The following is a 14,410-nucleotide window of genomic DNA, read 5'->3' on the forward strand; positions in this document are numbered from 1 at the left end:
GGGTGCCCGAGGGAGACAGCGTCTGGAAGCTCGCCCGGCGGCTGGACCGCCAGCTCGCCGGCCACGCGGTCGTCCGCTCGGACTTCCGCACGCCCCGACTGGCGACGCGCGACGTCTCCGGTCGCACGGTGCTGGGCCACGACACCCACGGCAAGCACCTGCTGACCCGGTTCTCCGGCACCGACAGCTCACCAGCCGCGACCCTCCACAGCCACCTCCGGATGGACGGCTCGTGGTCGACGCTCTCGCCCGGCAAGCGCCTGCCCGGGCGGGTCCAGCCCCACGTCCGGCTGGTGCTGACCCTCGACGACGACCGCACCGTCCACGGCGTCCGGCTCCACGACCTCGACCTGGTCCCGACCGACCGCGAGCACGACCTCGTCGGCCACCTCGGGCCCGACCCGCTGCGCGAGGACTGGGACGCCGCAGAGGCGGTGCGGCGCGTCGGCGCGGACCCCGCGACGCCGCTCGTCAGCGCGCTTCTCGACCAGCGCCGGATGGCGGGCCTGGGCAACCTGTGGGCCAACGAGCTGGCCTTCCTCACCGGCGTCAGCCCGTGGACTCCCGTGGGCGACGTCGACGTGGAGCGGCTGGTCGGGCGGGCGGCGACCATGCTGCGCCACTCCGCGACGGTCGAGGGCGCCTACCAGGTCACTACCGGCTCGCCGGTGAAGGGCGACGACCACTGGGTCGTCGGACGCCAGCGCCACGGCTGCCGCCGCTGCGGCGGGCCGGTGAGCACTGCCGAGGAGGTCGCCGGCGACGCCGCCAACCGCTGGACGTGGTGGTGCCCGTCGTGCCAGCCGGGCCCGGGTCCCGAGGCCCGGGTCGGGGTCAGACCCGGTGCAGCCGCCGCGCGGCCTCGGCGACCGAGCCGCTCATCGAGGGGTAGACGGTGAAGGCCTGGGCCAGCTGGTCGGCGGTGAGCGACTCCGCGACCGCGATCGAGACCGGGTGGATCAGCTCGGAGGCCCGCGGCCCCACGACCACGCCGCCCACCACGATGCCGGTGCCGGGACGGCAGAAGAGCTTCACGAAGCCGTCCCGCACGCCCTGCATCTTGGCCCGCGCGTTGCCCGCGAGCGGCAGGGTGACCACCTCGGCGGTGATCTCGCCGGCGTCGACCGCCTGCTGCGACCAGCCGACGGTCGCGATCTCGGGCGAGGTGAAGACGTTGCTCGAGACCTTCTTGAGGTCCAGCGGGGCGACCGCGTCGCCGAGGAAGTGCCACATCGCGATCCGGCCCTGCATCGCCGCCACCGACGCGAGCATCAGCACGCCGGTGCAGTCGCCCGCGGCGTAGACGCCCCGGGCGGTGGTGCGCGAGACCCGGTCCACGGTGATGAAGCCACCCTCGTCGGTGGCGACCCCCGCCTCCTCGAGCCCGAGGTCGGCGGTGTTCGGGATCGACCCGAGCGCCAGGATGCAGTGGCTGCCGGTGACCGTGCGGCCGTCGGTGAGGGTGACCGTGACCTCGTCGCCCTCGCGCGTGACCGACTGCATGCGGGACTTCCCGAGCACGTTCATCCCGCGCCGGGTCAGCACCTCCTCCAGCACGGCGGAGGCGTCGGCGTCCTCGCCGGGCAGCACCCGGTCGCGGCTGCTGACGAGCGTGACGTCGATGCCGAGCGAGAGGTACGCGCTGGCGAACTCGGCGCCGGTGACGCCGGAGCCGACCACGATCAGCTTCTCCGGCACCTCGGTCAGGTCGTAGACCTGTTCCCAGGTGAGGATCCGCTCGCCGTCGGGCTGCGCGCTCGGCAGCGTGCGCGGCGCCGCACCGGTGGCGACGATGATCGCGTCGGCCTGCAGCACCTCCTCGCCGTCCGCGGTCGTGGCGACGACCGTGAGGTCCGGACCGAGCCGGCCGCGGCCGGTCACCACGCGTACGCCGTCGCGCTCGAGGCGGGCGGCGATGTCGGAGGACTGGTCGGCCGCGAGCTGCTTGACGCGGGCGTTGACGCGGGCCAGGTCGACCGCGATCGAGGTGGCGGCGTCGCCCTGGTGGTCGTGGAAGTTGACCCCCAGCTCCTGCGCCGCGGCCATGTCGGTCATCAGCTCCGACGTGGCGATCAGCGTCTTGCTGGGCACGCAGTCGGTGAGGACCGCGGAGCCGCCGACCCCGTCGGTGTCGACCACGGTGACCTCCGCGCCGAGCTGGGCGGCGACGTGGGCGGCCTCGTAGCCGCCGGGGCCGCCGCCGACGATGACGATGTGGTCAGGCATTGCTCTCCTAGGTCTCGGTACACCGCGTCGCGGCTTCGTTCCTCAGCCGCGGCGGCACTCGACCTTCTCGGTCGTCGCCGTCACCTCGCAAGCTCGGTGCCGACTGTCCTCAAAGGTTGATCATGTGGCCGGCGATGCCGTGGACGGCCTCCTTGACGGCCTCACCCAGCGTCGGGTGCGCGAAGACGTTGCGAGCCACCTCGTCGGCGGTGAGGTCCCACTTCTGGGCCAGCGTCATCACCGGCAGCAGCTCGGTGACGTCGGGGCCGATCATGTGGGTGCCGATGATCTCGTTGTGCTCGGCGTCGGCGACGACCTTCACGAAGCCGACCGCCTCGCCGAGGCCCATCGCCTTGCCGTTGGCGGTGAAGGGGAACGTCGCGGTCTTGACGTCGTAGCCCTTCTCCTTGGCCTGCGCCTCGCTGTAGCCGAAGGATGCGATCTGCGGCATGCAGTAGGTCGCGCGCGGCACGAAGTCGTACTCGACCGGCATGGTCTCGGCGCCGTTGATGGTCTCGGCGGCCACGATGCCCATCGCCTCGGCGACGTGGGCGAGCATCATCTTCCCGGTGCAGTCGCCGATCGCGTAGACGTTCGGGACGTTGGTGCGGCCGAAGTCGTCGATCGCGATCGCGCCGCGCTCGGTGAGCTCGACGCCGACGTTCTCCAGGCCGTAGCCCTCCACGCGCGGGGCGAAGCCGAAGGCGGCGAGGAACTTGCCGGCCTCGAGGACCTGCTCGTCGCCCCCGGCGGCGGGCGCGACGGTGACCTTGACGCCCGAGCCGGTGTCCTCGACGTTCTTCACGGCCGTGGAGGTCAGCACCTTCACGCCGAGCTTCTTGTAGTGCTTGGCGAGCTCCTTGGAGATGTCGGCGTCCTCGGTGGGGACCATCCGGTCCAGGAACTCCACGATCGTGACGTCGACGCCGAAGTTGGCCATCACGTAGGCGAACTCGACGCCGATCGCGCCGGAGCCACCGATGATGATCGACTCCGGGAGCTGGTCGGTGAGGATCTGCTCCTCGTAGGTGACGACGTTGTCGCTGAGCTCGACGCCCGGCACCAGGCGGACCTTCGCGCCGGCGGCGATGATCAGGTTGTCGAAGGTGTAGCGGGTGGTCTGCCCGTCCTTGGCCACGTCGATGTCGTTGCGGCCCTGGAGGGTGCCCCAGCCGTCGATCTCGGTGATCTTGTTCTTCTTCATCAGGAAGTGGACGCCCTTGACGATGCCGGCGCTCACGTCGCGGCTGCGCTTGTGGGTCGGCCCGAACGCCATGGTGGCGTCGCCCTCGATGCCGAACTTCGCCTTCTCGTGCTGGAGCGTGTGCGCCAGCTCGGCGTTCTTCAGCAGCGCCTTGGAGGGGATGCACCCGACGTTGAGGCAGACACCTCCCCAGTACTTCTCCTCCACCACGGCCACCTTCTGGCCGAGCTGGGCTGCGCGGATAGCGGCGACGTAGCCACCGGGGCCGGCGCCGAGGACGAGGGTGTCGAAGTGCGTGTCGGTCACGCCCCCAGCCTAGTTGTCCCCCGCCGCGGCAGCACACCGGGAGGCGACGGCTCGGTAGCCTTCTGTCCGTGACGCTCTACGCCGCCTACGGGACGAACCTCGATCCCGCCCGGATGGGCGAGCGCTGCCCGCACTCGATCCTCCACTCGACCGGCTGGCTGACCGGCTGGCGGCTGACCTTCGGCGGCGAGGAGCACGGCTGGGACGGTGCGCTCTCCACGATCGTCCAGGACCCGTTCGAGCAGGTCTTCGTCGCCGTCTACGACGTCACGCCGGAGGACGAGCGGGCGCTCGACGGCTGGGAGGCCGCCGACACGGGGCTCTACCGCAAGACCAAGGTCCGGGTGCAGACGATGACCGGCCCGCTCGTGGTCTGGGCCTACGTCCTCGACGCCTACGAGGGCGGCCTGCCCTCCGCGTCCTACCTCGGCGTGCTCGCCGACTCCGCCGAGGCCGCCGGTGCGCCGGAGGACTACGTCGCGGCGCTGCGGCGTCGGGCCTGCCGATCGACCGGCCTCTGACCCGTGGCCCTAGAGTGCCGCCCATGAGCGACCAGAGCCCGTACGACCTCGCCTCCGACGCCGCCGCGAAGCTCGCCGAGCTGACCGGCGTCGAGCGCCACGACATCGCCCTCGTGCTGGGCTCCGGCTGGCTGCCTGCCGTCGACGCGCTGGGCGAGGCGACCGCGGAGATCGACACCACGGACCTGCCCGGCTTCAGCGCGGCCGCCGTCGCCGGACACAGCGGCAAGATCCGCTCGATCCGCAACGGTGACAAGAACCTGCTGGTCTTCTTGTCCCGCACCCACTTCTACGAGGGCAAGGGCGTCGCGGCGGTCGTCCACCCGATCCGCACCGCCGCGGCCGCGGGCTGCTCGGCGATCGTGCTCACCAACGGGTGCGGCGGGCTCAAGGAGGGCTGGCAGCCCGGCCAGCCGGTGCTGATCTCCGACCACATCAACCTCACCGGCACCAGCCCGATCGTCGGCGCCAACTTCGTCGACCTCACCGACCTCTACAGCCCGCGCCTGCGCGCGATGTGCCGGGAGGTCGACTCCTCGCTCGACGAGGGCGTCTACGTCCAGTTCCCCGGCCCGCACTACGAGACCCCGGCCGAGGTCCGGATGGCCGGGATCCTCGGCGGGCACCTGGTGGGCATGAGCACCACCCTCGAGGCGATCGCGGCCCGCGAGGCCGGCATGGAGATCCTCGGCATCAGCCTGGTCACCAACCTCGCCGCCGGCCTGAGCGGCGAGCCGCTCAACCACGAGGAGGTCCTCGAGGCCGGCAAGGCCGCCGCGAGCCGGATGGGCGGCCTGCTCAGCCAGGTCGTCGCGCGGATCTGACGTGCGCGTCCTGGTCACCGGCGCAGCCGGCAGCCTCGGCCGCACCGTGTGCCCCGGCCTCGTGGAGGCCGGGCACGAGGTCGTCGGGCTCGACCTGGTCCCTGCTCCGGACGGCACCACCTTCGCCTGGCACGAGGCCGACTGCGCCGACGCCGACGCGGTCGAGGCCGTCGTCGCCGCCCTGTCCGCCGGGGGCAGCCTCGACGCCGTGGTCCACCTCGCCGGCTTTCCCGACGAGGCGTCGCTGCCGACCGAGCTGACGTCCCACGTGGTCACCACCGCGGCGCTGCTCGACGCGATGCTCGCCCACCGGGTGCCGCGGATCGTCTACGCCTCGTCCAACCACGCCGTCGGCCGCACCCCGCGCGCCGCCGGCGAGCTGACCGAGCACGCCCTCCCCCGCCCCGACACCTACTACGGCGTGGCCAAGGTCGCCGCGGAGGCGCTGCTGCAGCTGTTCGCGGACCGCCACGGCATCGACGCGGTGGCGTGCCGGATCGGCTCGTTCCTCGAGCAGCCCGGCACGGTGCGCGCGCTGTCCACCTGGCTCTCCCCCGGCGACGCCGTACGGATGGTGCTGGCGGCCCTGACCGCGCCCGCACCCGGCTACGCCGTCCTCCACGGGATCAGCGCCAACACGCGTGCGTGGTGGGACCTCGAGCCCGGACGCCGGCTGGGCTACGAGCCGCAGGACGACGCCGAGGCCTGGGCCGCGACGGTCGAGGCGCGCCCGGAGGACGCGGCCGAGGCCGAGTTCGTCGGCGGGCCGTTCGCGACCGCGCAGTTCCACCGACCTGCCCTCGGCGACTGACACCGCTTGACCTGGAGCGCACTCGAAGTCGGACACTGGTGCGGTGACCAGCCTGAGCATCGCCGAGGCCGCCGAGCAGACCGGGCTCACCGCCCACACCCTGCGCTACTACGAGCGCGACGGACTGCTGCTGCACGCCGTCGAGCGGGCCTCCTCGGGCCACCGGCGCTACACCGACGCGGACCTGCGCTGGATCCAGATGGTGACCCGCCTGCGCTCGACCGGCATGCCGATCCGCGACGTCCGGCGCTACGCCGCGCTGGTGCGCGAGGGCGCCGGCAACGAGGACGAGCGCCTGGCCCTGCTGCTCGCGCACCGCGAGACCGTCGAGCAGCAGCTCGCCGAGGTGACCTCCCACCTGCGTGCGATCGACCACAAGATCGCCATCTACGAGAACGCGGTGCGCCCCTCCGCCTGACGGGGTGAGGAGCCTTGACCTGGAGCGCGCTCGAAGGTCGACAGTGGAGGCATGACCCCGCACACGCGCACCCTCGGCACCATCTCGCCGCTCACCGTCAGCGCCCTCGGCCTCGGCTGCATGGGCATGTCGGAGTTCTACGGCACCCCCGACGAGCAGGCCGGCATCGACACCATCCACCGGGCCCTCGACCTCGGCGTCACGTTCCTCGACACCGCCGACATGTACGGCCCCTTCACCAACGAGCGACTCGTCGGCCGGGCGATCAAGGACCGCCGCGACGAGGTCCAGCTCGCCACCAAGTTCGGCAACGAGCGCAACCCCGACGGCTCGTGGGTCGGCATCAACGGCAGCCCGGACTACGTGCGCGCCGCCTGCGACGCGTCGCTCGAGCGTCTCGGCGTCGACCACATCGACCTCTACTACCAGCACCGCGTCGACAAGACGGTCCCGATCGAGGAGACCGTAGGGGCGATGAAGGAGCTGGTCGAGGCCGGCAAGGTCCGCCACCTCGGCCTCTCCGAGGCGTCGGCAGCCACGATCCGCCGGGCGAACGACGTGCACCCGATCACGGCGCTGCAGAGCGAGTACTCGCTCTTCACCCGCGACCTCGAGGACGAGGTGCTCCCCACGGTCCGCGAGCTCGGCATCGGCCTGGTCCCCTACTCCCCGCTCGGTCGGGGCATCCTGACCGGCGCCGTGACCCGCGAGTCGCTCGAGTCCGGCGACTCCCGCGCCGCCGGTCGCTTCCCGCGGTTCGTGGGCGACGCCCTCGACGCCAACCTCGCGCTCGTCGAGCAGGTCCGCACGATCGCGGCCGACAAGGGCTGCACCCCCGGTCAGCTGGCGCTCGCGTGGGTGCTCGCGCAGGGCGAGGACGTCGCGCCGATCCCCGGCACCAAGCGGGTCCGCTACCTCGAGGAGAACGTCGCGGCCGCCGACGTCGAGCTGACCGCCGACGACCTCGCCTCGCTCGAGCAGGCGGTCCCCCGCGGCGCCGTCGCCGGCGAGCGCTACGGCGACATGTCGAGCATCGACGCCTGACGCACGACGGGTCCGCGGGGGTCAGGTCGCGGCGATCCCGACCCGGCCCTCGCGGAACGCGTCGACGAAGAGCGCGTGGTCCTCCCGGACCCGCACGGCGTACGCGATGCCCCAGTCGCACAACCAGGCGACGTAGTCCTTGCGGCGTCCCTCGAGCGACCGTGCGATCGCCTCCTCGACCTGGAAGTCGACGAGGTCCTGCTGGCTGTCCTCGTCGGAGGCGCAGTGGATCTTCGCCGTCGCCCGGCCGAGCAGCTCGACGACCGCACGCATGTCGGCGGGCTCGTTGATCTCGTCCCAGTCGAGGTCGACCTCGTAGGGCGACACCTCGGCCACGACGTAGCCGACCCCGTCGATGCTGGTGTGGCCCAGCAGCGGGTCGGTGTGCACCTGGAGGGCCCGCTGGCTCACGACGGTGCGGTGCCCCTCGTGGTCGAAGTACGACTCCACCTCGCCGGTGTCGACGAAGCGGCTCACGGCGGGGACGTTGGCCTGCTTCATGCTCAGCACCACGTCGTTGTCCAGGGCCTGGCTGTAGCCCTCGACCAGCACGTTGTAGGCGGGCAGGCCGGCGCTGCCGATGCCGAACCCGGACTTGCCCACGACGTCGCGCAACTCGTAGAACAGCGCGCGGTCGAAGCGCTTGGACTGCGGGATGGTGTCGAGGTAGGCCTTGAACGCGGCGACGACCTTCGTGCGCTCCTCGCGGCCCAGGCGGCGGACGGACGCGTCCTCGGCGAACCGGCGCACGCCCTTCTGCATCACCGTCATGCCGTCGAGCAGCTCGGCGCGGCGCATCGACCGCGCCTCCTCGAGCGCGACCAGCACCGGGCCGGTGGCCGTGTCGAGGGTGAGCTCGAAGTCGTCGTCGGTGTCGGAGTCCACGTAGTGGTTGACCTGGGAGAGGTAGGACCGGGCGTAGTGGGCGATCAGCTTGCGGATCGCGTCCTCGGGCAGCGCCTTCTGCCAGCCCAGCAGCGCCAGGCTCGCGGCGAAGCGCTGGAGGTCCCAGGTGAAGCGCCCGAGGTAGGCCTCGTCGAAGTCGTTGATGTCGAAGACCAGCCGGCCGTCGGAGTTGAGGTAGGTGCCGAAGTTCTCCACGTGCAGGTCGCCGTGGATCCAGATCCGCTCCGACCCGTGGCGCGACCAGTCGTCGGTCTCCGAGGTCACGTCGTTGTAGAACAGGCAGGCGGTGCCGCGGTAGAAGGCGTGGGGGTCGCGCGCCATCTTGCGGTACTTCGCCCGGAACGCCGCGGGGTCGGCCCGCATCAGCGGTGCGAAGGCGTCGCGGAGCACCTCGACGATGACGGACGTGCGGTCCTCACGGCTGGCAGTGGTCACGTCCGCACTGTAGGGCGCCCCGCAAGACCCGCCCAGCGCTGCGGCAGGATGGCCCCATGGCAACCACACAACTGGGTGACACCACCGTCAGCACCGTCGGCGAGCTGCCCGCGGTCGGCGCCAAGGCGCCGGGCTTCGAGCTCGTCGACGCGAAGTTCCAGCCGCTCACCGACTCCTCGGTCGCCGGCAAGCGCGTCGTGCTCAACATCTTCCCGAGCATCGACACCGGCGTGTGCCAGGCGAGCGTGAAGAAGTTCAACGAGCTCGCCGCCGGCCTCGACAACACGGCCGTCGTCTGCGTCTCGCGCGACCTGCCCTTCGCCCAGGCCCGCTTCTGCGGCGCCGAGGGCATCGAGGACGTCCTGGTCGGCTCGGCGTTCCGCTCCTCCTTCGGCACCGACTACGGCGTCGCGATCGACGGCGGCGGCTGGGACCAGCTCTTCGCACGCGCGGTCGTCGTCCTCGACACCGACGGCACCGTGCTGCACACCCAGCTCACCGACGCGATCGGCCAGGAGCCCGACTACGACGCCGCGGTAGCCGCGCTGTCCTGATCCACCCGGTCCACCTGAGGCCGTCCCCGGCTCCGGCCGGGGACGGCCTCACACCCGTGAGGCGAGCCAGTCGTGCTCGACCTGCGGCAGCACCCGCGCGTCGAGCAGGACCTGCGCGAGGTCGCGGTCGCCCATGCAGGCACGGAAGAACATCGGGACGGTGAGCCCGTGGCCCGGGCGGTGCACCACCTCGATCGGGTCGTCGCGCTCGACCACCCCTGCCTCGCGGACGGCGAGGTAGGCCCCGGTGCGGCCGTGCTCGGTGAAGCGCCGCACCCACCGCGGCTCGCCCATGTGCGCGGCGAACGTCGCGCACGGCACCCGCGGCCCGCACACCTCGAGCAGCACCGCGCCCACCCGCCACTGCTCGCCGATCTCGGCGGCGTCGACGTCGAGGCCACTGGTCGTGAGGTTCTCCCCGAACATGCCGTCGGCCAGCTCGCGGTCGAGCTCGCGCCCCCACCGGTCGAGCTCCTCGCGCGCGACGGCGTAGACCGCCTGCGTCTCACCGCCGTGGTGCTTGCGGCTGCCGATCTCGTCGTCGACCACCCCGCTGCCCAGACCTCCGTGCTTCGGTCCGGGGTCGCGCACGGTGATCCGGTCGACGGGGTGCTTGTGGATCCCGCTGGGCCGGCGCATCCCGGCGACCGGGGCCAGCCTCCCGGCGTTGACGGACAGGACGGTGGCGCTCACGACGCCGGCGCGGAGACCCGCGCGGTGAGGATGCGCAGGGTCGCCTGCAGGTCCTCGAACTCCTCGCTGGTCAGCCCGAGCTGCTCGACCATGCCGCAGTGGATGTCCTCGGCGTGCCGACGCAGCGCCTCACCCCGCCTCGCCAGCGACACGACCACGAGTCGCTCGTCCGCGTCGTCCCGGCGCCGCTCGACGAGACCCCCCGCCTCCATCCGCTTGAGCAGCGGCGTCAACGTCCCGTGGTCGAGCCGGAGCTGCGTGGCGATGTCGCGCACGGTGCGCTCGTCGTGCTCCCACAGCACGATCAGCACGAGGTACTGGGGATAGGTGATGCCCAGGTCGGTGAGCACCGGCCGGTAGGCCGCCGTCACCGCGCGGGACGCGGCGTAGAGGTCGAAGCAGAGCTGGTCGTCGAGCGGCACAGCCCTGGTCGTCCCCATGCAGGGCATTCTGCCGTACTGAGATACCTTGTGCACAAGTGGTGTGTGCACAAGGTATCGCCGCGGCGGACGTCTGGGAGGGCATCTGTGGCTGGACGAGCAACACCCGACGACGAGCTGCTCGTCAGGTCCGGCACCGCGGACACCGCCGCGTTCGCCGAGCTCTACGACCGGCTCGCCCCGCGCGTGTTCGGCGTGGTGTCGTGCCTGGTGCGGGACACGGGCACGGCGGAACGGATCTCCCGCGACGCCTTCCTCGAGGTGTGGCGCCTGGCAGCGACCTACGACCCTGCGACCTCGGGCGCCGCGGCATGGGTGCTGGGGGTCGCCCGGAGGACCGCCGTGCCCGAGCGACGCCGGATGGCTGTGGAGCAGGACCGGCCGGCGCCCGTCCACGCACCCGACCCGCTCCTGCTGGCGGCCGGTCTGACGCTCGACCAGGCCGGCGCCGTGCGACTGGCGTGGTGCGACGGGCTCGACCACCGCTCGATCGAGGCCGAGCTGCGCTCCGACCAGCCGGCCACGGCCCTGCTGACCGGTGCACTGCGCGCGCTGACACCGGCCGGTGGCCGATGAGCGAGGACACGGAGGTCGACCAGCTGCGCGCCGCACTGGAGGGTCGACTGGTGATCGGCCGGGCCCAGGGGATGCTGATGGAGCGGCTCGGCATCGACGCCGACCAGGCCATGGGATACCTGCGGCGCACCTCCAACAACCTCAACCGCAAGCTCGTCCTGGTCGCCGCGGACATCGTGCGGACGCGCGAGCTGCCCGCGTCGTGTCCCGATCAGGAGTCGCCGGTGTGACAGACCGCCTCGATGTTGTTGCCCTCGGTGTCGCGGACGAAGGCGCCGTAGTAGCCCGGGTGGTACTCCGGCCACAGGCGGGGCTCGTGCAGCGACTCGGCGCCCGCGGCCACCGCCTCGGCGTGCCAGGCGCGCACCGTCGCGGCGTCGGGGGCGCGGAACGCGACGTGCACCTCGCGGTTGGGGCCGACGCCGTCGAAGGTGCTGATCCAGAAGTCGGGCTCGTCGGTGCCGTAGCCGATGGCGACCTCGACGTCCATCACGCGCCGGTGGCCCAGCACGCCCAGGACCCGGTCGTAGAACGCAGCCGCACGCGCGAGGTCGGTGCAGTTGATGCCCAGGTGATCGATCATGGTCAGATCCTGACAGCGCCCACCGACACCGCCTGCCGATAGCGTGCGCTCATGACCGCACCGACCGAGCTGATCGACCAGGCCCGCGCGTGGGCCGCCGAGGACCCCGACGACCAGACCCGCGCCGAGCTCGAGGCGCTCCTCGCTGCCGCCGAGCGCGGCGAGGACACCGACCTGGCCGATCGGTTCGCCGGCACCCTGGAGTTCGGCACGGCCGGCCTGCGCGGTGCCCTCGGCGCCGGACCCAACCGGATGAACCGGGTCGTGGTCACCCGGGCCGCCGCGGGTCTCGCGTCCTACCTCCGCGACACCGGTCATGCCGGCGGCTCCGTCGTGATCGGCTTCGACGCCCGGCACAACTCCGACGTCTTCGCCCGCGACACCGCCGAGATCATGACCGGGGCCGGGTTCAGGGCGCTCGTCATGCCCCGCACGCTCCCCACGCCCCTCCTGGCCTTCGCGATCCGCGAGCTCGGCTGCGTCGCCGGCGTGATGGTCACCGCCAGCCACAACCCGCCGCAGGACAACGGCTACAAGGTCTACCTCGGCGACGGCAGCCAGATCGTGCCGCCGGCCGACAGCGGCATCGCCGAGCGGATCGCCGCCGTGGGCGCCCTCGCGGACCTGCCGCGCGGCGACGCCGGGTCGCTGGTCAGCGAGGAGATCGTCGACCGCTACCTCGACACGGTCGCGGAGCTGGCCGAGGACGGCCCGCGCGACCTGTCCGTCGTCTACACCCCGCTCCACGGCGTGGGCGGCACGACCGTCGCCCAGGTGCTCGAGACCGCCGGCTTCGACGCGCCCCACGTGGTCGAGGAGCAGGAGCACCCGGACCCCGAGTTCTCCACCGTCTCCTTCCCCAACCCGGAGGAGCCGGGTGCGATGGACCTCGCCCTCGCGCTCGCCGCGACGAAGCGGGCCGACATCGTCGTGGCCAACGACCCCGACGCCGACCGCTGCGCCGTCGCCGTGCCCGACGCCCACGGCTGGCGGATGCTGCGCGGCGACGAGGTGGGCGCCCTGCTGGCCCACCACCTGCTGGCGCGCGGACGCACCGGCACCTACGCCAACTCGATCGTGTCCTCCAGCCTGCTCGGCAAGATGGCCGCTGCCGCCGGGCAGCCGCACGAGGAGACCCTCACCGGGTTCAAGTGGATCGGCCGCGTCGAGGGCCTCGCCTTCGGCTACGAGGAGGCCCTCGGCTACTGCTGCGACCCCGAGCACGTCAAGGACAAGGACGGCGTCTCGGCGCTGCTGCTGGTGTGCGAGCTCGCCGCGCAGGCCAAGGCCGACGGGCGGACCCTGGTCGACCTCCTCGACGACATCGCGCGCGAGCACGGCCTGCACGCCACCGACCAGCTCTCGGTGCGCTTCGAGGACCTCGCCGACATCCCCGCCACCATGGACCGCCTGCGCTCCGCCCCGCCGCAGGAGCTCGGCGGCCTCGCGGTCGAGCTCGCCGAGGACCTGTCGCAGGGCACCGACCTGCTCCCGCCCACCGACGGCCTGCGCTACTCCCTCGCCGAGGGCGCCCGCGTCATCGTGCGCCCGAGCGGCACCGAGCCGAAGGTGAAGTGCTACCTCGAGGTGGTCGTCCCGGTCGAGGCCGGCGCCGAGGGTGGCGTCGACGCCGCCCGGATCTCGGCCGCGGGCCGCCTCGACGCGATCAAGGCCGACCTGCGGACCTCGGCCTTCGGTGGTTGAGGTGCGAGCGCAGCGAGCCTCGAAGCCCCTCGCGCTCGCGCTGGCCCTCGGCGCGCTCGCCGTGACGCCCGCTCCGGCCGCCACGGCCGAGCGCGCCCCTCGCACCTGGTACGTCGGACCCGGCCGTGACCTCGCCACCCCGAGCGCCGCGGCGGCGGTGGCCGGCGACGGCGACACCGTGCTGATCGACGCCGGCACCTACTCCGGCGACGTCGCGACGTGGACCCAGGACGACCTCACCCTGCGCGGCGTCGGCGGACGCGCCCACCTGCGCGCCGACGGCAACGACGCCCAGGGCAAGGCGATCTGGGTCATCGCCGGCGACCGCGCCCGCGTCGACCGGATCGAGATGAGCGGCGCGGCCGTGCCGGACCAGAACGGCGCCGGGATCCGCCAGGAGGGCACCGACCTCACGGTCACCCGCAGCTGGTTCCACCACAACCAGGACGGCATCCTCACCGGCGCCGACCCCGAGAGCGACATCGTGATCCGCCGCTCGCGCTTCTTCCGCAACGGCGGGGGCGACGGCTACACCCACAACCTCTACGTCGGGGCGGTCCGCTCGCTGACCGTCACCGGCAGCTGGCTGTGGGGCGCCGACGTCGGACACGAGCTCAAGTCGCGCGCCGCCCGCACCACGCTCGTCGGCAACCTGTTCGACGACGCCGACGCCACCGCGAGCTACTCGATCGACCTGCCCAACGGCGGCCGCGCGCTCGTCGCCGGCAACGTGGTGGTGCAGGGTCCCCGCTCGGAGAACGCGACGCTCGTCTCCTACGGCGCCGAGGGGCTGACCAACCCCTCGCACCGGCTGGTCGTCGTCCACAACACCTTCGTCAACCGCCGCACCAGCGGCACGTTCCTGTCGCTGGCCACCGGTACCCGGGCGGTGCTGCGCAACAACCTGCTCGTCGGGCCCGGCGACCTGGCCGTCGGCGAGGGCGCGTCCGCGCGGGCCAACCGCCGGGTCGGCACCGGCTCGTTCGTCGACGCCGCCGCCGGTGACTTCCGGCTGGTCGCCTCCTCCCCCGCCGTCGACCGCGGGGTCCGGCTGCCGCGCCGCTGGCGCCCGCGCCTGGAGTACGTCCACCCCGCCCGGTCGGCGCGCCGACCCGTGGTCGGGCGCCCCGACCTCGGGGCCCACGAGCTGCGCTAGACGGATCGG

General features: G+C 72.5%; 17 protein-coding genes. 11 read left to right on the top strand and 6 right to left on the bottom strand.

Features of this window, described 5'->3' with window-relative positions; translation table 11 throughout:
* Positions 1-2 precede the first annotated feature (2 nt).
* On the top strand, positions 3-899 hold the full coding sequence (locus tag KDN32_RS23395) for a DNA-formamidopyrimidine glycosylase family protein (RefSeq protein ID WP_211733103.1): 897 nt from the start codon (positions 3-5) through the stop codon (positions 897-899).
* Here the strand turns inward: KDN32_RS23395 and KDN32_RS15385 are convergent.
* Positions 835-2,226, bottom strand: coding sequence for an NAD(P)H-quinone dehydrogenase (locus KDN32_RS15385; protein WP_211733104.1), 1,392 nt, complete (start codon positions 2,224-2,226; stop codon positions 835-837). The genes KDN32_RS23395 and KDN32_RS15385 overlap by 65 nt on opposite strands.
* A 109-nt stretch (positions 2,227-2,335) precedes the next feature.
* Positions 2,336-3,736, bottom strand: coding sequence for a dihydrolipoyl dehydrogenase (lpdA, locus tag KDN32_RS15390; protein WP_211733105.1), 1,401 nt, complete (start codon positions 3,734-3,736; stop codon positions 2,336-2,338).
* Between the two features lie 68 nt (positions 3,737-3,804).
* Between lpdA and KDN32_RS15395 the strand changes: the two genes are divergently transcribed.
* The 5 genes from KDN32_RS15395 to KDN32_RS15415 are packed head-to-tail and all read left to right on the top strand — an operon-like array spanning position 3,805 to position 7,354.
* Entirely contained in the window at positions 3,805-4,257 is a 453-nt protein-coding gene (locus tag KDN32_RS15395; RefSeq protein WP_211733106.1) for a gamma-glutamylcyclotransferase family protein, read from the top strand.
* Between the two features lie 23 nt (positions 4,258-4,280).
* On the top strand, positions 4,281-5,081 hold the full coding sequence (locus KDN32_RS15400) for a purine-nucleoside phosphorylase (RefSeq protein ID WP_211733107.1): 801 nt from the start codon (positions 4,281-4,283) through the stop codon (positions 5,079-5,081).
* 1 nt (position 5,082) lies between these two features.
* Positions 5,083-5,892, top strand: coding sequence for an NAD-dependent epimerase/dehydratase family protein (locus KDN32_RS15405; protein ID WP_211733108.1), 810 nt, complete (start codon positions 5,083-5,085; stop codon positions 5,890-5,892).
* A gap of 43 nt (positions 5,893-5,935) precedes the next feature.
* Entirely contained in the window at positions 5,936-6,310 is a 375-nt protein-coding gene (locus KDN32_RS15410) for a MerR family transcriptional regulator (protein WP_211733109.1), read from the top strand.
* Positions 6,311-6,361: 51 nt separating this feature from the next.
* Complete coding sequence (locus KDN32_RS15415) at positions 6,362-7,354, top strand: aldo/keto reductase (RefSeq protein WP_211733110.1); 993 nt, start codon at positions 6,362-6,364, stop codon at positions 7,352-7,354.
* Between the two features lie 21 nt (positions 7,355-7,375).
* On the opposite strand, the gene KDN32_RS15420 is transcribed toward KDN32_RS15415, so the two are convergent.
* Entirely contained in the window at positions 7,376-8,695 is a 1,320-nt protein-coding gene (locus tag KDN32_RS15420; RefSeq protein ID WP_307854137.1) for a DUF2252 domain-containing protein, read from the bottom strand.
* Positions 8,696-8,751: 56 nt separating this feature from the next.
* Between KDN32_RS15420 and tpx the strand changes: the two genes are divergently transcribed.
* Positions 8,752-9,249 carry a thiol peroxidase gene (gene tpx, locus KDN32_RS15425; protein WP_211733111.1) on the top strand — a complete coding sequence of 166 codons (498 nt, stop codon included), beginning with the start codon at positions 8,752-8,754 and terminating at the stop codon, positions 9,247-9,249.
* Between the two features lie 48 nt (positions 9,250-9,297).
* Here tpx and KDN32_RS15430 read toward each other — a convergent pair whose 3' ends face one another.
* Entirely contained in the window at positions 9,298-9,942 is a 645-nt protein-coding gene (locus tag KDN32_RS15430; RefSeq protein ID WP_211733112.1) for an MOSC domain-containing protein, read from the bottom strand.
* Complete coding sequence (locus tag KDN32_RS15435; protein WP_211733113.1) at positions 9,939-10,382, bottom strand: MarR family winged helix-turn-helix transcriptional regulator; 444 nt, start codon at positions 10,380-10,382, stop codon at positions 9,939-9,941. The genes KDN32_RS15430 and KDN32_RS15435 overlap by 4 nt, the downstream gene beginning before the upstream one ends.
* Before the next feature lie 87 nt (positions 10,383-10,469).
* On the opposite strand from KDN32_RS15435, the gene KDN32_RS15440 reads away from it, so the two are divergent.
* Both KDN32_RS15440 and KDN32_RS15445 read left to right on the top strand, forming a co-directional pair.
* Positions 10,470-10,958: a sigma factor gene (locus tag KDN32_RS15440; RefSeq protein ID WP_211733114.1), complete on the top strand. Its 489-nt coding sequence runs from the start codon at positions 10,470-10,472 to the stop codon at positions 10,956-10,958.
* Positions 10,955-11,188, top strand: coding sequence for an ANTAR domain-containing protein (locus tag KDN32_RS15445; RefSeq protein WP_211733115.1), 234 nt, complete (start codon positions 10,955-10,957; stop codon positions 11,186-11,188). Before KDN32_RS15440 ends, KDN32_RS15445 begins: the two co-directional genes overlap by 4 nt.
* Here KDN32_RS15445 and KDN32_RS15450 read toward each other — a convergent pair.
* Positions 11,170-11,541, bottom strand: coding sequence for a VOC family protein (locus tag KDN32_RS15450; protein ID WP_211733116.1), 372 nt, complete (start codon positions 11,539-11,541; stop codon positions 11,170-11,172). The two genes, KDN32_RS15445 and KDN32_RS15450, sit on opposite strands and share 19 nt — an antisense overlap.
* A 51-nt stretch (positions 11,542-11,592) precedes the next feature.
* Here KDN32_RS15450 and KDN32_RS15455 point away from each other — a divergent pair, with 51 nt between their 5' ends.
* Positions 11,593-13,245: a phospho-sugar mutase gene (locus tag KDN32_RS15455; RefSeq protein ID WP_211733117.1), complete on the top strand. Its 1,653-nt coding sequence runs from the start codon at positions 11,593-11,595 to the stop codon at positions 13,243-13,245.
* A 1-nt stretch (position 13,246) separates the two neighbouring features.
* Entirely contained in the window at positions 13,247-14,401 is a 1,155-nt protein-coding gene (locus KDN32_RS15460) for a right-handed parallel beta-helix repeat-containing protein (protein ID WP_211733118.1), read from the top strand.
* Positions 14,402-14,410 lie beyond the last annotated feature (9 nt).

Source organism: Nocardioides palaemonis, from assembly GCF_018275325.1.
Lineage (GTDB): Bacteria > Actinomycetota > Actinomycetes > Propionibacteriales > Nocardioidaceae > Nocardioides > Nocardioides palaemonis.